We start from the raw sequence: 19,918 nt of genomic DNA on the forward strand, positions 1-19,918 counted from the left end.
GTCCTGACAGGTGCATAGGCTTTACCAGTTTTCCCGCCTCACTTCCTCAATGATCGCTTTGACCCCCTCATCGATTTTCTCCGGTTGTACCCGAGAAATGCTGATCCGCAAAAACTTTTCTCGCTCCAAGTAATCCGACAAATAAAATCCTTTGCTGGATACCACTTTGATCTTCCGTGCCGCAAGCCGTTGTGTCAGACGTTCGAGATTGACCGTTTTTGGTAGTTTAAATTGTACATAGACCCCGTATCTGACATCCGACACTTCAATCAATCCCGCATCATTGTGCCGCCGCACCGCTTCATTCAGCAACTGAATTCGCGTCGCATATTGCTTGGAAATTTTGTGCTTATGTCGTTCGTACATGCCGCTTTTGATGTATACTTCTAGCGCTGCTTGGGATAAAAGCGAGGTATCGGTGTAGTTTTTGTAAGTGTAGAACATATCTAACAATTGCTTCGGAATCACGGCCGCTCCCAATCGTAAACCTGGGAAAATGATTTTTGAAAAGCTTTTCAAATAAACGACGCGCGATGTTTGGCTGTAAGCATAGATTGGGTCGAAACTCCGTTCTTGGCCCAAGTCAGCCATGTAATCGTCCTCTACAACGAATACGTTGTATTTGTCGGCCAAACTGGCGATGGCTTTTCTTTCCTCCGTGCTATATGAGGTACCTAGTGGATTGTGAAATCTCGACATGGTGTAGAAAAATTTGATGTTGCCGCTTTTGAATTTCTCCTCTAATTCCCACAAATCTATCCCTGTCGCAGTGCGCCGTATTCCGCAAACGGGTATGCCCTCTGCCTCTAGGAAATGAAGATAAAGATTGTAACTTGGCTGTTCGACCAAGATGACCGAATTCCCGTTAGGAAACGGCATCTTCGCCAAAATTTCCAACGCCTGCTGGATGCCCGAAGTGATGGAGATATTTTCCGCTTTAGCGAACACTTGGCTGTCTGCCAAATGGGAGACAAGCGTATGGCGTAGCTTTTCCAGCCCTTTTGAATTGCCGTATGTAAACAGGTGGTATTTGTAAATGTCGATCGCTTTATTTAAGCAATGCTGGAAATCGAGATACGGAAACACAGTTAAATCAGGTGACGCTGAAGCGAAATCAATCAGGTCGCTCGCGGTGTCGCTTGAAACATCGGACTGTCCGACTACATAAAAACCGCTTTGCGCGATGGAATAAATCGCGTGCCGTTTTTCTAGTTCTGCGTATGCCCGGGTGATTGTACTGATGCTGCATCCGTATGACTTCGCCGCCTTGCGGACAGATGGTAGCTTTTGGCCCGGCCGGTATTCTCCTTCCATGATTTTTTGCTCTATATCGGAAAGAATAGATAAATATTTTTTCACAATGCTCCCTCCGGAGTTGGCAGATTTTGCTTTCCACTGATTATTATATCTTGACCGAATCAACTGTATCGATACAGTTTTGCCAAAATGACATTGTTCGGAATTGCTATTTGCCATACTTTTTATTTAACGGATGATCCATTTTCAAAATGATTCCGCCGACCTGTAGAAGGGAGAAGCAACGATGAAAAACGAAAGCGGATTGAAACTGGCTTATTTATGTGCCGTATTGAATGCGGTGATCATCGGTTTTTCGTTTTTGTTCACCAAAGTGGCGCTTGAACACGCCAACCCGGTTGACACGTTGACGCACCGGTTTGCTGTTTCGTTTGTGGTGATGTCAATCCCAGTTGCTTTTGGTTGGGTGAAATTTAAGTTCCGCGGTAAGCTTTTAAATTTGTTGTTGCTGGCGACCATGTACCCAGTTGGATTCTTCCTCTTTCAAGCGTTTGGATTGCAACACGCTTCGTCAGCCGAAGGAGGTATTTTGTACGCCTTTACACCGATCGTAACCATGGTACTGGCCTCCGTTTTTTTGAAGGAAGTGACAACCCTCTTTCAGAAGGTATCGATCTTCTTGTCGGTATCTGGCGTTGTGTTGATCTTCGTTATGAAGGGAACAGACTTCGATTTCTCGAATTTCACCGGGATTTTCTTATTGGTCATGTCGAGCTTGGCTTTTGCCGGTTACAGCGTATTAGTCCGGTCGCTTTTGCGGGTTTACAGCCCGACAGAAATCAGTTATGTGATGCTGGAATCGGATTCGTCTCTTTTTCGGCGGTTTCAATCACCACTCATGTGGCCGACGGCACGCTTGACCTCCTTTTAGCCCCGCTTACCAGTGGTTCCTTTGTTGTTTCCATTCTCTACTTGGGTGTATTGTCCTCACTTGTCACAGCGCTGACTGCAAACTATGCCTTGTCAAAAATAGAAGCTTCAAGAATGAGTGTTTTCGCCAATCTAGGGACCGTCGTCTCCATTATCGCTGGAGCCATATTTCTGGGAGAAGAAATCACGGTGCACCATCTCATCGGTTCGGCACTGATTATCGCCGGAGTGATCGGGGCGAATCGTTTGGGGAGAAAAAAGGTGACGGCGTGAATGCATTCCGGCTGACTGTTGGAAGAAAGACAGAACGGACTGGAAACCATGCGTGTAGGGTGGATGGCTTTACGGATGGAGATTTAAGCAATGCGGAAAGTAAGAATGGGCAGAAATCTGTGATAGCAAAATGAAGCTCCCCGTTATCAGAAGGGGAGCTTTATGTGCTACGAAGTTAGTTTATTAAACCATGATTTTGCATATGTCGTTCGTAAATTGGACAGGGTCATCAATCGGCAACCCTTCGATTAGGAGCGCTTGATTGTAAAGCAGGTTTGTATACAGGTTTAGCTTATCCTTATCCTTTTCAAACGCATCCTTTAGCGTTTGGAAAACCTCGTGGTGGATGTTAATCTCCAGGACCTTATTTGCTTTTACATTCGGGTTGTTAGGCTGGGCGTTTAATATTTTCTCCATCTCGATGGTGACTTCGCCTTCCGAAGACAGACATACGGGGTGGTTTTTAAGTCGTTTGGAAGCTTTTACATTCGTCACTTTACCCGATAATTGGTTTTTCATGTATTCAAATAGCTCCTGGTTTTCCTGCTTTTCTTGATCGCTCTCTTGTTCTTCGGCTTCGATTCCCAGATCGCCACTTGATACATTCTTGAATGGCTTGTCCTTGTAACTCATCATCATTTTAATAGCAAACTCGTCGATATCATCGGTAAAGTATAGGATTTCATAGCCTTTGTCAGCGACGAGCTCAGTTTGCGGAAGCTTTTCAATTCGTTCGATGGATTCACCGGTGGCGTAATAAATGTATTTCTGATCTTCTGGCATTCTTGATACATATTCATCCAGCGTGACGAGTTTCTTTTCTTTGGAGGAGTAGAACAGCAACAAATCCTGCAGCGTTTCTTTGTTGGCGCCAAAATCGCTGTAAACGCCGTATTTCAATTGTCTGCCAAAGGACTTATAAAACTGCTCATACTTTTCTCTTTCATCCTTTAGCATGCTTTGCAATTGACTCTTGATTTTACGCGCAATATTTTTAGCGATCAGCTTTAACTGCCGGTCATGCTGTAGCATCTCCCGAGAGATATTCAGCGATAAGCTGTCGGAATCGACCATCCCTTTGACAAAGCTGAAGTGGTCAGGAAGCAGGTCAGCACATTTATTCATGATTAATACACCGTTGGAATACAGTTCCAGTCCTTTTTCGTATTCCTTTGTATAATAGTTAAAGGGGATGGTTTCAGGGATAAACAGGATTGCCTGATATGTCACTGTACCCTCGACGTTGAGATGTACATACTTGATGGGTTTATCAAAACCGTAATGCTTCTCCTTATAAAACTGCTCATAATCCTCAGGAGTCAGCTCGTTTTTATTCTTACGCCAAATCGGTACCATACTGTTGATGGTCTGTTCTTCCTGAACATCGACTAATTCGTTTTCGCTGCCTTCCTTGAGCTTTTTGACAGTCACGTCCATTTTGATGGGGTAACGGATAAAATCCGAGTACTTTTTGATGATTTCTTGTAATCGGTACGTCTCTAAGAATGCATCATAGTTCTCTTCTTCGGTGTTTTCCTTTATCTTGAGAATAATATCCGTGCCGACCTCAGCTTTTTCACAGGGCGTAATTGTGTATCCATCTGTCCCCGTAGATTCCCACTTAAAGGCATGATCGCTGCCAAGAGCCCGGCTAATCACGGTCACCTTGTCTGCCACCATAAAAGCAGAATAAAATCCAACGCCAAACTGGCCGATTAATTCATGTCCATCTTGGGATGCGTATTCTTTCTTAAATGCTAAAGAACCGCTCTTCGCGATGACGCCAAGGTTGTTCTCCAGTTCGTCCTCGGTCATGCCAATCCCAGTGTCGCGAATGGTCAGTGTACGGTTTTCTTTATCGGCAATCACTTTGATATAATAATCCTCTTTATTGAAGACCAACTTAGGGTCGGTTAACGCTTTGTAATAAATCTTATCGATGGCATCACTGGCATTGGAAATTAATTCCCTTAAGAAGATTTCTTTCTGCGAATAAATCGAACTGATCATCATTTCCAGCAGTCTTTTTGATTCAGCTTGAAACTGCTTCTTTTCCATGCCCATTCTCTCCTTTGAATCTAGAAAATTAGCAGGTGAGAAAGATTTGTTAGCACTTGAGGGTGACGAGTGCTAAGCATCTATTTTTATAACATTCAATTTTTTTGATGTCAATATTGCACAGAATGAGGCAACGACAAATGGCACAAACTGTAAGTAACAGTTGGATATGCCTTTACATGGATGAACCTGTTGTAGGGATGTCTAACAAGCAGAATGAATTCGTGATCAAATGTAATCCCTCCTTATTTTCATAGTATTATGAAAAGAGGAGGGGTTTTTATAATGTATAAACAGCTAAGTGTTTTTAATCGTGTAAACTCATGGTGGATATCAGTTAAGAAAACTTATCGCAGAGTCAGACGAAAATACATTGTGACCAAACGATCTGTAAAACAAATTGTACGCTGGATCCTTTCTCCGTTTCTGGCGATACAGTTTATCTTTGAACAGATTGCGTGGGGGCATTTTCCGGTGCTGGATAAAAACATGTTTATGACGGATAGCATCTTGGAACGGTGGATGTATTATGACATCCGGTCAATCTACAAAGGACAGATTATTTCGCAATTCATCCATAATACTAAATAAAACCAAGAATAATGTATTGTTATTTTTTTATATCTAGATATAATAGGATTTATGTTTCACATTTTATGCACATTTAGGAGGAAGTTTATGAAAAGATGGTTTCGATTTGGTAGGTTAGTCTCAATCCTAGTAATTATCTCGATCCTAAATTTTACGTTCTTTTTTGAATATGCAAATGCGTTTAGTAAGGAAAAAGAAACCTTTACATCCAAACCAAATAAGACTTTACAGGCTTTTACTAAGAAGCGGTTTGAAATTTCGGAACTCCGTACTATGAATTCAAAAACTTTTTTAGAACCAGATGGAAAGACCTTTACTACTGAGCAATTTATAGAGCCGATACATTACAAAAAAAAATGGACATTGGTTGGAGATTGATAATACGATTAAATCTTTATCAGCACGAAATGAAAAAGACGAAGAACTTCCGCTGAAAAATGAAGAGAATTCGTTTGTTGCCAGTTTTGCTAAAAGAACTAAAGCAAATAAATTGGTTCGTTTCCAATATGGTGAGTCGAAAGTCGAATTTCGATTGGTCGATGGTGTAAATGTAGCCGCGAAATTATCTAAAAACCGTGTCACATACCAGTCTGTATATCCCGATACCGATCTGGTCTATTATGTTGGCCAGACAGGTTTAAAAGAAGAATGGATTTTACATAAGTACAATGGTAAATCTACTTTTTCCATGGCTGTTAATGTTAAAAACGCAAAGTTGAAGGAACAAAATGATGGATCCCTAGAGTTTCTGGACACAAAGGGAAAAGTGCTATTCTCTATACCGCGTCCTTATATGATCGATGCAGCTGATCGCATTTCCTATGATGTTAAGTTGAAATTGCGTACTGAAGGGAACAAAACTTATTTAGATATTCAAGCGGATGAGAGTTGGTTGAAGGATGATGCTCGTAAATACCCTGTGGTCTTGGATCCGACTTTAATCGTGCAAGGTACGTATACCACGATGGATACATTTGTTAGTGAGAAAAATCCAACGTCATACTACGATGGAGAAACTTTTTTGATTAGTGGTACTCATGTGGATTATGGGAAAACTCGTTCATTCATTAAGTTTGATTTACAACCTTTACTAAGCGGAGCCCAGATTACCTCTGCTAAATTATACTTGAATCAATATGCAACGGTTGAAAACCAACAAGTGGATCTTTATCCTGTGACTTCTTCTTGGAAATCAAATGAGGTCACTTGGAATAAGCAGCCTTCAATTGGGACCAAACTTGCTTCAACAACGGTAGGAGCGGCAGGGGAATATGGTTGGGATCTCACTTCTCAAGTAAAAAAATGGTACAATGGTACTAGCAAGAACTATGGTGTTTCTCTGCGTCATACAGTAGAGACAAATGATCGGAAGTCCTTCCGCTCCAGTGATTATGCAACTGATCCCACAATGAAGCCGAAACTGGTTATCACTTATACTGTTAGTCCGTTGGGCCAAGAAGAGTTTTGGACTTCGTCTGTCACCAATGTGAATACTTTTAACGGAAACTTCTTTCTCCCTGAAACTGATCTTGAAATCAAAGGGCGGGGAATCTCAACAAAAGTAGATCGCTACTATAACAGTCGTTCTAATAGTAGTGGGATTTTTGGTTTTGGCTGGAGCTCTACTATTGAACAACACGTAATTGATAGCGGGGATGGACCAATCCAATACATTGATGGGGATGGTACAATTCATAGTTTTACCTATGATTCCACTGAAGGGTTATACAAAACAACAGAAGTTTTACAATTAACTTTAAAGAAGAATGCCGATAGTTCATATGTGCTAGAAAACTCGGACCAAGTTCAATATCTTTTTGATCAAAGTGGTCGTCTCATACAGATAAAAGATGCAAATAACAACGTTACCGTAATTTCTTATAAAAACGGTTATCCAAGTACAATTACTGATGCCTCGAACCGCGTAGTTAGGTTTACTTATAATTCAAACAATCTTGTCGTGAAGGTAACAGATCCTGCGAACCGAATGATTGAATATGGTTATGACGCTAACAATAACTTGACTTCTGTGGTGAAAAAAGATGAAGCCGGAATCACTTTGACCTCGAAGTCGTATGGATATGATACTGGCCACAACTTGGTGGATGTCACCGATGGAAATGGGAATAAGAAAACCATCACTTATGTCAATGACCAAGTAACGGAGATTTCTCAACCACTTACAGTGGATGGACAGGTACAAACAACTAATACCAAGTTTGGTTACGATCCTGCAAACAAATTGACCACAGTTACAGATGCTAAAGGAGTAAAAACACTTTTTCAACATAATGATTATGGAAATATAATTCAAATCACGCAAGATCCAACTGGTTTAAATTATAAACGAACGTTTACGTACAATGCTGAAAACCAACTTATTAGCAAAAAAGATGCAAATGCCAACGCGATCAATAGCAACGCTACTTACTCTTACACTTATGATAAGAATGGAAACTTAACAACAGTCACTAACCCTCTCAACGAAACGACTACAACAAAACATGATGAAAACAATAACTTGGTTAACGAAGTTGATTCGAAGGGCAATATAACTACTCATGAATATGACGTAAATAATAACAATACATCAACTACAGACGCTAGAGTGAAATCGTCGGCTCAAAAATACAATCCTTTTGGAAATGTAATATCTGAGAGTAATCAAATGAGCCCTGGCAATAACCTTGCCATTAACGGAAGCTTTGAAATAGATCGTAATGCTGACCAGTGGCCAGATGATTGGAGTAAAGTGCCGACTTCTACATCCACCATCACTTGGGAAACAAGTGGATTAGTTGCAGAGGGAATCACACTCGGTAAGAAAAGTATCAAAGTGACCAATCCGACCTCAACCACTGCGATTGCAAGCAGTAAAATCACGTATGATCCGAATAAAACATATATACTTAGTGGCTATATAAAAACATCGACCAATGCGACAGGAAAGGCAACTATTTATGGGTTTGGCTTCAATTCCTCTAAAGGGACTTATAAAGCTATACAGGGCACTTGGATTGCAGCCGGTCAAGGTTCCACTCGGGTTCATGTGGTGATCAATCCAGGAGCAATGCCTGCCGGAACCAATGAACTCCAGATTCGTGGCTATACCACATCTGGCACTGGGGAATATTGGTTTGATGGGTTGCAGATTGAAGAAGAGTTCTATGGTGCATATAACATTTTGGAAAATGGGGATTTGGAAAGAGATACAGATCCTGCTGGTGACTTGATCCCAGATCGTTGGTTTGCTGCCGGAGATATGACGCTTTCTACAACTGTGGATGGTTTGGATAACACTGAAGCCCATACCGGAAAATATTCAATGCGTATCAAAGGAGAAGCTGGCAAATGGAAAACCTTACGCCAAGATGTGAAGTTGGCTGGAAGTGTTGGCGCAATGTTCACTGTATCAGGATTCTCTAAAGTTGAAAACCCGAATCCACAAGGTGGCATCTATGGTTATGTCATTGAAACTTATTTGGGCTCCACCCGTCAAGAAACGTTTGCGTTTAACTTTGATAAGACCAAATCACACGATTGGCAACATCGCACTGCTGAAATTAAGGTATCGAAGCCGTTCGACAATGTTAAAGTTTTCTATGAATACAGCGAACAGTCGGGGACGGCTTGGTTTGATACGGCTAAAGTTTTTGTCGGTTCGATAACTACCACACATGAGTATGATGCCAATGGTAACTATGAAACTAAGACAACGGATCCTGTGGGAAGAACGGTGGAAAACACTTATGATGCTGTTGGAAATATTACAAAAGTTAACGTGGGTACGCATATTACCTCTTATGCCAATGATGGATTGGACCGATTGACCCAAGTAATTGATGCAAAAGGAGGGGTAACTCAATACTTATATGACGCCAATGGTAATAGGACGAAAATGATTAATGCCAAAAACAAAGCAACAAGTTATGAGTACAATGAGCTCAACTTAGTGAAAAAGGTAACCGATGCACTTAAACAAACAACAAGTTATGAGTATGACTTGATAGGAAATAAAACAAAGACCTTGTATCCAAATGGGAACACCGTGGGGTATACGTACGACTCTGTTTATCGTCAATCTTTCGTGACGCATAACGGAGTGGAAAGATATGCATTTGAGTATGATCCGAATGGAAACATCATCAAAGAAACGGATAAAGCGAAGGGGGAAGCAACAACATTTACTTATGATGCGAACAATAAGTTGAAATCTGTTGTTGACACTGGGAATAAAATGGAATACACCTATGACGAAAATGGAAATGTGACTGAGCGAAAGTATACCGTAGGCACCGCGATTAGTACGCATGGATTTACCTACAATGCTTTGGATCAGCTAAGTAAGGTTGTAGAAAATGGTGTCAACATGGGACAGTTCACTTATCATGAAACAGACCAGATTGCTAGCCGGAAAACGGGAGATGGTACCACGACGCTTAACGAGTATAATGGTGCAGAAGATTTGTTGAAGAGAAGCATTATTAATAAAAATGGGGAATTAATTGATCAATTCCAATATGCCTACGATACAAAAAAGAACATCACATCCGTTTTTTCTAAGGCGGGTAATACTTTATATGAATATGATGAACTAGATCAGCTTATCAAGGAAACAAGGCCTGATGGAACAATTTACGAATATACTTATGATTCTGTTGGAAATCGTCTCAATAAGAAAGTGATTAAAGGGAGCTCTATTACCACAACTGATTATATGTATAATGATGCTAATCAGATTTCCACCATAAATGGAGTGGATTACACTTATGACAAAAATGGTAACTTAGTAAATGACGGGCGTCGTATCTATGTGTATGATGCGGAGAATCGATTGACAACGGTAAAGGATAGTGGTGGAAATACAATTGCTTCGTTTACCTACCGTGCTGATGGTATGCGTAACACCATGACGACGTCTGCTGGAACAATTAAGTTCCATTATGATGAGAATAAAAACGTAATTTATGAAACCGATGGAAGTAACAATATCATTGCTAGATATACTTACAATGCGAGCAATCAACCCTTGAGCATGATGCGTAATAACCAGTACTATTATTATCAGTTAAATGGACATGGCGATGTAGTGGCGGTAACTGACGCTAATGGAACCGTTGTGGCAACTTATGAGTATGACGCCTTCGGAAATGTATTAAGAGAAACAGGTACATTGGACAACCCTTATCGGTACTCGGGATATAGGTATGATGCCGAAACTGGCTTATATTATCTGCAAGCCCGTTACTATCAGCCTGAGCATGGAAACTTTCTAACTAAGGATCCGCATCAAGGAGATTGTGCCGATCCATTGACTAAGAACGGATATTCTTATGCTAACAACAATCCGGAAAAGTACTTTGATCCAGATGGAAATATCAGAATACCTGTTTGGGGCAGATGGTGCGGCCCTGGGCACGGGGGTAAAAACTGGAATAAACCAAAACCTGTTGACAATTTGGATTATCGTTGCATGCAACACGATATGTGCTATAAATATAATGGTTATTTTGATTGTAGATGTGATGGACAACTAATTCGAGGGATTAAAAAGAGCTTGCCTTATATGAAACCAAGAGAGAGAAGGAAAGCACGTTTAATTATGACATATTTTGCGGTTTCGCTTTGTGTAGCTCGTGATTGAATATCGAACTATGATATGGGTGGGGATAAAAATTGATGAATAATCCTCGTTTAGGAGCTTGGACTATATTATCGACCATTATGATTCTCCTTGGGATTATGTGTTGGACCTTATATTTGGCTATACCTAGTTTAAACATCGGGTTTGATGAGGGAATTCCTCTCTGGACTTGTATCTTTGTTCTTAATCCAGTGGGGATTATTCTAGGTATCATAGGACAACGAATGGAAAATAATCGCTTTGCTAAATGGTCGATTATTGGAAATGTGATTATGTTATTTAGTATTTTTCCTGTTGTTTGGATAGTAACGATTGTATCCGGTCCTTAAAATAGTGAGAAGCGGGAGAGCTCTCTATAGAGTGATTACCGCTTCTTTTATTTTAGTGACAGATAGGTATTATCAGAAAGTGGCTTCACAGTTGGCTGCTGTTCCTCATTTAGAAAATCTCCTAACTTAGCTAATTTCGGTAATATTTCACGTGAAAAAAGAGTGGAAGGTTATGCGGTTTACTTATCATGATGTGAAGAAGCGAAGAGCCAAATCAGTTGATAAGATTTTGAACTATACACGGAAATGTGATAATAAAACCAAATAGCGCTCTGAAACTGTGCCTTAAATAACGATATTGCAACGAATAATCATATAGTACCCCGGAGCTTTTTTGGCCAACTACATAGAGGTGGTTGGCTTTTTTTAATCCATGGTGCAAGTCTGTCACAGGAGTGAATCAACATGAAATATGTATTTGTATTCATCATGAGCTCGATCCTAACTATTTTGTCTGTAGGGTGTACAAAAGAAAATCATTTTGATCTTGTGTTTCTCATTCCTAAAGGCTTTACAGGATGGGTTTATGCTGTCGGGGATATTCCAGGAAAAAAAGCGCTTGTTAAAGAGGATGGAAAGTGGTTGGTACCGATTTCCCATGATGGTCAATTGCGGACGTGTACATCTTTGGATGGGGCAGGAGGGGTTGAATTTTACTTTGTAGACGAAAAAGGAAAACGGACAAAGGCACATATGGAATATGAAACCATTGATTGGGTTCCGAAAAAAGGTGTGATCTATGTACAAGGGTTTCATTCTGTCGGACGTGAGGATGAAAAAGGAGAATATCCGACTATGCAACAGTTCTTTGTTGGCACGGCTCAACAGTACGAAGAATCCTTGTATAGGAATCAGCATGAACAGTATCCTGATGATATTCCTCCGCTCAATTCATCGAAACAAAATGCATGTAAGTAGATTTGATAAAGTCCAAATAGAAAGGAAAGTGTATGTACATGACTCATTCCGAGACAAGTAAACAAATCTCATTGGATTCGGATACCGGACGTGTTCTTATGGTGTATAACTTCCCGGTGTACCCCGAAACAAATGAAGTCCATTTACGTTCAGCAGAAGATATAGCGAAGCGTGCTTTGGCTCTTCATTTACTATTAGGGGTAATATTTTATCATGAGCCGGAGAAAGTGGTAGAGTGGGCAAGGGAAGAAGGATTATGGGATTCGCTGAGCCCGCAAGAGCAAAATGTCTTTTCTGTACCGATCTCTGATCTCAGCCCGGCAGAGAAAAGTTGGAATCAGCGAGCGATGCAATCGAACCTACTTACTTGGCGAATTGAAGGCTTGCTTGCATTATTATGGAGCTTGAATTTAGTTGAAGAGCTTGATTTACCAATTGAACGGTGCGATGGCGGTTTCATTCGTGAGGTGTTGCCAGGGCTGGGTGAGCCACTTGAACCATTTATCGCTAAAGCGGAATGCCGTCCGATTGAAGAGATCGTACATATGCTTGACAAGCATTTTGAAATTTATAATCAACAGGTGGAAGCTTTCAATCATGATGAAACGCTTGAGTATGATATGCTGATTACGTATGAACGCATTCATGCATTAAACTGGGTATGTGGTTTGATAAGTAAATGGGATGACTGAGATAGAAACATTGTACCCAGAAAATGAAAAGGACACCTCAAAATTATAGAGGTGTCCTTAGGAGAAAATTCAATTCAAAGCATCCCCAACGTGAAATAGTCTGACCTTAACCTTTGGGCATGCGTCATAGTGTGATGGGTTTGATGGTTTTATTTTCTGAATCATTTAGATATAATGAGTAGAGGGTGTAGGTTGTTGGCTTAATAATGCGAACACCCATTGCTTCGGAAAAAAGCCAGGGGGTCGTCGGAAATGCCCAATCCCTTATGAATCAAGGGGTTTGCCATTTGATGCATGTATGATAAAACGGTTTTCTGGTGATAAAAACTTAATTTTTGGAGGGGTGTTCGGAAAAGGGACAGCTAGACATTGGTTTTTTACAGGTTTTCGCGAACGCCGTATCAATGAAATACATCTCAGTTAGAGAATTGAAACGAAACGGCTCGCTACTTCTCTGATTTGGCTGGGACTGTATCAATGAAATACATCTCAGTTAGAGAATTGAAACGACAAAACCTGACTTACTTGCAGTTCCATAAATCCTAACAGATGGTATCAATGAAATACATCTCAGTTAGAGAATTGAAACTGCCTCTGGTTACTTGGTTCCAGAAAATCCTTATTTCGTATCAATGAAATACATCTCAGTTAGAGAATTGAAACGGATATGGTGAGATGTAGTTGATCGGGACCGGGGAGTATCAATGAAATACATCTCAGTTAGAGAATTGAAACCTTATGGATGTTGTTTTTAAAAGACTCCCTCGCGGGTATCAATGAAATACATCTCAGTTAGAGAATTGAAACTTTATGATGTTACAAAACAAAGCCTTTTACTTGGAGGTATCAATGAAATACATCTCAGTTAGAGAATTGAAACATTCTGCCGCTCTTCCAACAAACGGATACGCTGATGTATCAATGAAATACATCTCAGTTAGAGAATTGAAACCGGTCAGCCACCAGACCGCGATCGTCTCCATCCCCCATAGACGTATCAATGAAATACATCTCAGTTAGAGAATTGAAACCTGATTCCAGAACCCAAAGGAATACATCCTGTCCTCGGTATCAATGAAATACATCTCAGTTAGAGAATTGAAACTCGTTAGCGACATCGGTTCGTTTGCAAACAGCGACTGGGTATCAATGAAATACATCTCAGTTAGAGAATTGAAACGGCGAGGGTTTCTTCCATCATCTCCACCTCCTTTTCGAAGTATCAATGAAATACATCTCAGTTAGAGAATTGAAACTTGCGCCCCCCTATTAGTAGCCGGGGGCGCAGGGTATCAATGAAATACATCTCAGTTAGAGAATTGAAACCCAATGAGTTCACGCATATACATCTCACCCCTTTCGTATCAATGAAATACATCTCAGTTAGAGAATTGAAACTGGTTTTAGCTAGCTCCTTCCTCGTCATCCCGCTCACCCGTATCAATGAAATACATCTCAGTTAGAGAATTGAAACCGGATTTACCGGTAAGGAGAGCCGAAAAGAAGTGGCCGTATCAATGAAATACATCTCAGTTAGAGAATTGAAACGGGAGAAGAGCCAAGCCATCAATCAAGGTATCATAGTGTATCAATGAAATACATCTCAGTTAGAGAATTGAAACGTTCATGGTGGACGTATCAATGAAATACATCTCAGTTAGAGAATTGAAACCGATATGGTGTTGCATCCGTTCTTCAAATGACATATGTATCAATGAAATACATCTCAGTTAGAGAATTGAAACAACAAACACAAGAACCAGCCTGACCGGGCTGTGTGTATCAATGAAATACATCTCAGTTAGAGAATTGAAACTGCTGAAGCGTCAGATCAACAACACCTCTTTCAACCTTAGTATCAATGAAATACATCTCAGTTAGAGAATTAAAACGGGGTTCCATACCAGTTGCCATTTTTCATGATTTTGAACTATATCAATAAAACACAGAATGCAAACCGCCAGGGAATCTATAAACAAAAACCGGCCGGAGAAGTCTTTCTCCAGCCGGTTTTATTTTTTTATTCCTGATCAGATACAAACACATAATGCTCTGCAAAGAACTTGTCCAAATCTCGCCCGCTGGTTTGTTCCATGATGCGGATGAAGTCTTTGGTGGTGGTGATGTCGAATTTCTTTTGTTTGTAGTAGGCTTGCATCGAGGCATAAAATTGCTTGTCTCCCAACAGCTTGCGCAAGTCGTTCAAGGTGCGGGCGCCGTAATCGTAGACCGTGTCGTAGTAGGCGTTGATGCCTTCTTGGCCGTAGGCGGTGAAATAGGAGATCGGATGGGAGAGATGGAATCCGGGAATCGGTTCGGCGGTGAGTTGGTCGAGTTCGTTGTCATATAGAGCGGCGGCGAAAGTGGCGAAGGATTCATCTAACCAAGCCTCGTCATATTCGTTGTTGCCAATGATGCCGTAGAACCATTGGTGTCCGATTTCGTGGGCATTGACGCTACGTACCCAGGCCGGGGTGGCGTTGTCACGGAGGGAGATCATGACCAGCTGCGGATATTCCATGCCACCAAACCAGCCTTTCATGCTGACTACATCCAGTTCTGGCCAAGGATAAGCGCCGAATTTTTCACTGAAGAGCTTAATGCTGTCCACGCCGCTTTGCAGGAGGTCTTGGGAGAACTTGGCGTGCTCTTCCGCGTAGTAGACATTCACTTTCACTTTGTTGACGGTGGTGGAGATGATTTTGTAGTTGGGGTTCATCTCCATGGCGAAGTCACGCACCTGTTTGGCGATATAACGATGGGTGGCGAGGTTTCCTTTGAGCTTGGGCTTCCCGATTTCGGTTCCGGTTGCGGCGATGACTTGCTTTTTGTCGGTGGTGACGGTGACGTCGAAGTTGCCGGTCAGGGAGTAAAAGCTTTCACCGTATGGAAAATAAGGGTCGACGTTCCAGCCTTCATCATCATAGACGGCCAAAATGGGGAACCAATTGCCCAAGGAAACGGTGTCACCATCCCAACCGAACCGGTCTTGCCCCTTTGGCACATGGACGGTGAAATCCATGGAAACAGTGGACTTGCGGTTTTTGGGCAAGGTGGCGTCAATGTGCAAGGCGGTTTCTTGAAGGTGATGGTTGGCTGTTTTCCCATTCACTTTCACGTTTTTTACATCCATGCCACCCCCGTTTGTACGGAAATTGGCGGCGTTGCCCCAGAGGTTGAAGTATACCTCGTTCAAGCGAACCCCGGTGTTGTTGGTGAAGGTGACAGATAGTTTTCCGTTAATGATATGGTTTTGGCTATCATAGGTGACATGTATTTTATAATCAGGATGAATCGGGCCGCGTGTGACATGCTGGTTTCTCGTTTGTTTGTTGAATGGCTCAGGCACTTTTCCAGCTGTGATTGCATACTTGGGTTGCGGAGGAAGATAGGCTCCAGCGGGTGCGTCGACAGGCGATTGTGCGAAGCTGACACCCGGTGCGAGCATGGTTCCCAATGCGAGAGTGCTGGCGAAGATGCTTTTCCAAGTGGTCCACATGATGCTTTCCTCCTTGTAAATTGAAATAATCAAATATTTCTACATTTATAAATAAAATCCTTTATTATTGAATTGCTTAGCATGACAACACCGTTTCTCGAGTCCATACACAAGGCTAGCCAGTGCTTGCACATGATGGTCTTCTGGGCTAAGATAAGCGAGATGTACGAAGGTCATGCTGATGATTCCACTTGATATCCAAAGGGGAGGATATATTGAAGACGATCATGATCCAAGGCACTGCATCTGATGTGGGAAAAAGCGTGATTTGTACGGCGCTATGCCGGCATTTTTATGAACGGGGTTATCGGGTGGCGCCTTTTAAATCGCAAAACATGTCTTTAAACTCTTATGTGACGCGTTCAGGTCATGAAATTGGCCGGGCACAAGGAGCCCAAGCGGAGGCGGCAGGGATTGAAGCGACATACGACATAAATCCCATTCTCCTCAAACCGAAAGGGGAGATGGTGTCGGAAGTGATCGTGCATGGGAAGCGATGGGCGGATATGCCAGCAATGACGTACCGTGCTCGGACGTTGGAGGAGATGTTGGAACCGGTGCGGGCATCGCTTGCGCGTTTGGCGGAACAAGTGGAGGTATTGGTGATTGAAGGGGCGGGTAGCCCAGCTGAAATTAATTTGAAAGATCGTGATATTGCCAATATGCGAGTTGCCGAGCTGGTGGATGCTCCCGTCTTGTTGGTGGCGGATATCGAGCGGGGTGGGATGTTTGCGTCTTGTGTAGGAACCTATGAACTATTGACGGAAGAGGAGCGAAAACGGGTTAAAGGATGGATCGTCAATAAGTTTCGAGGAAGCAAAGAATTGTTGGAATCCGGCCTGGCTTGGCTGGAAGAGAGGACTGGTGTTCCAGTTCTGGGGGTTCTGCCGACCATCCGGATGGAAGTAGATCCAGAAGATTCTCTCGCTTTGCAAAACATGCGCGGCGATCAACAAGCGGTAGGGGACAAGCTGGATGTGGCAATTGTGCGCCTGCCCTATATTTCCAACTTCACTGATTTTGTGCCGTTGTCCCGCCAGTCGGCATGCGCTGTTCGTTACGTGCAGTCTGTGGATCAGTTGGGTGCGCCGGATGTGATCATCCTTCCAGGCACCAAAAACACCATACATGATTTGCAGTGGCTGAAAGCGAATGGCTGGATGGAAGCGATCCTACAAGCTTATGAACGCGGGTCGTTTGTCGTTGGCATTTGCGGTGGATATCAGATGTTGGGTCGTGTGCTGCGGGATGAAGGGCAGATCGAGGGTGCTGGCGGGGTGGAGTCAGGGTTAGGTTTGCTAGCGGTGGAGACCGATTTTGTGCCGGTCAAAGAAACAAGGCAACAAACAGGGTGCCTGCTAGCGGAGTGGGCTGATCAAGTGGAAGTGTCCGGTTATGAGATACATCTGGGGCGCACCACCAGGGGAAAGGGTGTCATGCCGTTGTTGCGTTGGGTCGATGGAAGAGAAGACGGAGCGATATCTGCCGATGGACGGGTCATGGGGACGTATTTGCACGGGTTGTTTGACAATGGACGCTTTGTGCAAAAGTGGTTGCAGTTTATTGGAGACGAGAAGGGGTTGACGCTCGCCTCAGATCCCGCCGTCGACCGCCAACAAGTGTATGCCGATTTGGCAGAGTGGTTGCGCCAGCATGTGGATGTGGAGCGAATCGAAAGGATCATGGGCATACACACAGACAGATGATAAAAGTCTTGAATGAAAAATTGGTCAAGCCTTTGATTTGACGCATACGTACCCAAATCAAAGGCTTGTTTTTCTTCAAGAGGGTTCTTGCTCGCGGCCAGCCGATTCACTCGAGGGGAATGGCACTGGTAGCGATTTTTACTAGCTGATCTTTGGAAAGTTTGTATTGTTTTTGCTTGGAGTGGTCTACTGTTGACAAAAGGTAATGAACATGGTTTTTTTATCATTCCAATATAAGATGCCTTTTTCCTCATAAAATGCGTCGATTTCACTGGTTAGCTTTATTTTTTCCAGGTTGTTGAAAGTGGATGTACTCTCCGTGATGGTGAAATAAACCACATGTTCAGTGTTTTGTACATAATCTTGTTGGTAGCTATGTTTGTGTAATGATGAATAATGAGCCTCCATGTTTGTCGGGTTAAACGGAAGGTGTGTGGGTAAGCGCAGCTTTTTTTTGAAATGATCAGGGATGGTGTGGAGAACCTGTTTAACCTTTTCATTGGTTAACGGTTCTTTCGCTGGTGGGCCATTCTGACAAGACACCAAGAAAAGCATCATCGAAGCGAGTATGGCGATCCATGCCATTCTGATCAATTAAACAGGGGGATACTCCCCCTCTTAGCTCTTCGCGGTTGTCAGTGCAGGATTGAGAATATGGGCAACGTATTGTTCGGCGCCGGCTTCGATTTGTTCGTCGGTGGCGGTGTTGGCTCCATAGAAGTGGAAGGGTTCAAGATAAGTCATGCCGGTGAAATGGTTCATGGCTTTGAGAGGGAGCGTGAGCAGGTCGACTGAATAACCCATCGCTTTGTAGTTTTCCATGGGAGCGCCGATGGATACGGCTGCCACAAACTCTTTGCCATGGAGTTTGGTTCCTTCTTTGCCATAGGCCCAACCATAAGCCAACACGTCATCCTGCCATTGTTTTAACAGCGCCGGGGTGCTGTACCAATAAAAGGGGAACTGGAAGACGATTCTGTCATGTTCCATCACCAGCGCTTGTTCTTTCGCCACGTCGATGTTTCCGTCGGGATAAGTTGCATATAAGTCATGAACGGTCACTTGTTCAGGATATTCGCGTAATTTGGCCACCCAACGTTTGTTGATGCGGGATTGGTCCAGATTAGGGTGGGCCACAATCACCAGTGTTTTCATGTGTGTCGACCTCCTGCATGGTGAGCTTATAAAAGTGTGTACAAAACAAATGATGGAGCAAAGGGTTAGTTATTTTCTTGTTCCAGTTTAGCGTTGGCGATCATCAGCCGTTTCGCCAATTGGCAACCTTCATCTACCCCGATCAAGGTTGAATAGCGTGTGTACAAGTTCTTCCAGCATTCGCGGATGGGTTCGACCAAAGCATATCCTTTCTCGGTGGGGTACATCAAAGCGAGTTTACCCACCGCTTTCCTCTCAACCAATCCTTTGGCGATCAATTTGTCAATAAACCGGGTACCTGTCGAGGGGGCGATATGTAATTTTTCGCAACACTCCTTGAGCGAAAGACCCGGCTTTTCCGCTATGATCATCAGCAGGAAAGCGTAAGTGGGAGACAAATGGATAGAGGCAAACTCTTCTTCGGCCATTTTGGTGATGGTTCGTGAAAAGCGGCTAACGGCAATGAAAAGACAATGGCTCATTTGTTCTTCGATCATTGTAAATCGCACCCATTCCTTTGTTTGTACATACAAATGATATCGTACCGATGCCATCGTGTCAAGTAAGTTGAGAAGGATTGCAAGAAGACCCCTTGGTTGTCTGATGTCGACGGGCGATGTTCGCCAATCGGTGGCAGGTGGGACCGTGAGGAATCGGTTCGGCCATCGCTGCGAATGTTACCTTGGTGGTGAAAAATTCAGACAATACCAAAGATCGACGCGTTGGGATGCTTATGCAAGGGTTGAGTCAATAAAGTTCAGGTTGGCTACTTTCTGTTTCAGAGTGATATCCGTTTGAGGGTGCCGACATACACTTGGTGAGTGCCACCCTTTGAACGATGTGTTTGTATTAGATAAGAAAAGGTC

The 19,918-nt window shown here is 42.7% G+C and carries 11 protein-coding genes, 1 pseudogene and 1 CRISPR repeat array; of the genes and pseudogenes, 7 read left to right on the top strand and 5 right to left on the bottom strand.

The window, feature by feature from the left end:
* Nucleotides 1-21: 21 nt before the first annotated feature.
* On the bottom strand, nucleotides 22-1,359 hold the full coding sequence (locus tag NYR52_RS08065; protein WP_259436664.1) for an aminotransferase-like domain-containing protein: 1,338 nt from the start codon (nucleotides 1,357-1,359) through the stop codon (nucleotides 22-24).
* A 184-nt stretch (nucleotides 1,360-1,543) separates the two neighbouring features.
* Here NYR52_RS08065 and NYR52_RS08070 point away from each other — a divergent pair.
* Nucleotides 1,544-2,460, top strand: a pseudogene (locus NYR52_RS08070) (DMT family transporter).
* 183 nt (nucleotides 2,461-2,643) lie between these two features.
* On the opposite strand, the gene htpG reads toward NYR52_RS08070, so the two are convergent.
* Nucleotides 2,644-4,518, bottom strand: coding sequence for a molecular chaperone HtpG (htpG, locus tag NYR52_RS08075; protein ID WP_259436665.1), 1,875 nt, complete (start codon nucleotides 4,516-4,518; stop codon nucleotides 2,644-2,646).
* Nucleotides 4,519-5,196: 678 nt separating this feature from the next.
* On the opposite strand from htpG, the gene NYR52_RS08080 reads away from it, so the two are divergent.
* The 5 genes from NYR52_RS08080 (at nucleotide 5,197) to NYR52_RS08100 (ending at nucleotide 12,692) form a co-directional block, all read left to right on the top strand.
* Nucleotides 5,197-5,487, top strand: coding sequence for a hypothetical protein (locus NYR52_RS08080; protein WP_259436666.1), 291 nt, complete (start codon nucleotides 5,197-5,199; stop codon nucleotides 5,485-5,487).
* Nucleotides 5,477-10,753, top strand: coding sequence for a DNRLRE domain-containing protein (locus NYR52_RS08085; RefSeq protein WP_259436667.1), 5,277 nt, complete (start codon nucleotides 5,477-5,479; stop codon nucleotides 10,751-10,753). Before NYR52_RS08080 ends, NYR52_RS08085 begins: the two co-directional genes overlap by 11 nt.
* Nucleotides 10,754-10,788: 35 nt before the next feature.
* Nucleotides 10,789-11,082 carry a YnaG family membrane protein gene (locus NYR52_RS08090; protein ID WP_259436668.1) on the top strand — a complete coding sequence of 98 codons (294 nt, stop codon included), beginning with the start codon at nucleotides 10,789-10,791 and terminating at the stop codon, nucleotides 11,080-11,082.
* A gap of 405 nt (nucleotides 11,083-11,487) precedes the next feature.
* Nucleotides 11,488-12,000 (top strand): DUF6843 domain-containing protein, encoded by a 513-nt coding sequence (locus tag NYR52_RS08095; protein ID WP_259436669.1) that lies wholly within the window; start codon nucleotides 11,488-11,490, stop codon nucleotides 11,998-12,000.
* A gap of 38 nt (nucleotides 12,001-12,038) precedes the next feature.
* Nucleotides 12,039-12,692 (top strand): DUF4272 domain-containing protein, encoded by a 654-nt coding sequence (locus tag NYR52_RS08100; RefSeq protein WP_259436670.1) that lies wholly within the window; start codon nucleotides 12,039-12,041, stop codon nucleotides 12,690-12,692.
* A 398-nt stretch (nucleotides 12,693-13,090) separates the two neighbouring features.
* A CRISPR array of direct repeats spans nucleotides 13,091-14,584; the repeat unit is 37 nt; unit sequence GTATCAATGAAATACATCTCAGTTAGAGAATTGAAAC.
* A 128-nt stretch (nucleotides 14,585-14,712) separates the two neighbouring features.
* Here the strand turns inward: NYR52_RS08100 and NYR52_RS08105 are convergent.
* A complete protein-coding gene (locus NYR52_RS08105) occupies nucleotides 14,713-16,191 on the bottom strand; it encodes a M1 family metallopeptidase (RefSeq protein WP_259436671.1) in 1,479 nt (492 codons plus the stop codon).
* A gap of 215 nt (nucleotides 16,192-16,406) precedes the next feature.
* Between NYR52_RS08105 and NYR52_RS08110 the strand changes: the two genes are divergently transcribed.
* Nucleotides 16,407-17,897, top strand: coding sequence for a cobyric acid synthase (locus tag NYR52_RS08110; RefSeq protein WP_259436672.1), 1,491 nt, complete (start codon nucleotides 16,407-16,409; stop codon nucleotides 17,895-17,897).
* Nucleotides 17,898-18,515: 618 nt separating this feature from the next.
* Here the strand turns inward: NYR52_RS08110 and NYR52_RS08115 are convergent.
* Complete coding sequence (locus NYR52_RS08115) at nucleotides 18,516-19,052, bottom strand: NAD(P)H-dependent oxidoreductase (protein WP_170176047.1); 537 nt, start codon at nucleotides 19,050-19,052, stop codon at nucleotides 18,516-18,518.
* 65 nt (nucleotides 19,053-19,117) lie between these two features.
* A complete protein-coding gene (locus NYR52_RS08120; RefSeq protein WP_132220316.1) occupies nucleotides 19,118-19,549 on the bottom strand; it encodes a MarR family winged helix-turn-helix transcriptional regulator in 432 nt (143 codons plus the stop codon).
* Nucleotides 19,550-19,918 lie beyond the last annotated feature (369 nt).

This window comes from Laceyella sacchari (assembly GCF_024927925.1).
Taxonomy (GTDB): domain Bacteria; phylum Bacillota; class Bacilli; order Thermoactinomycetales; family Thermoactinomycetaceae; genus Laceyella; species Laceyella sacchari.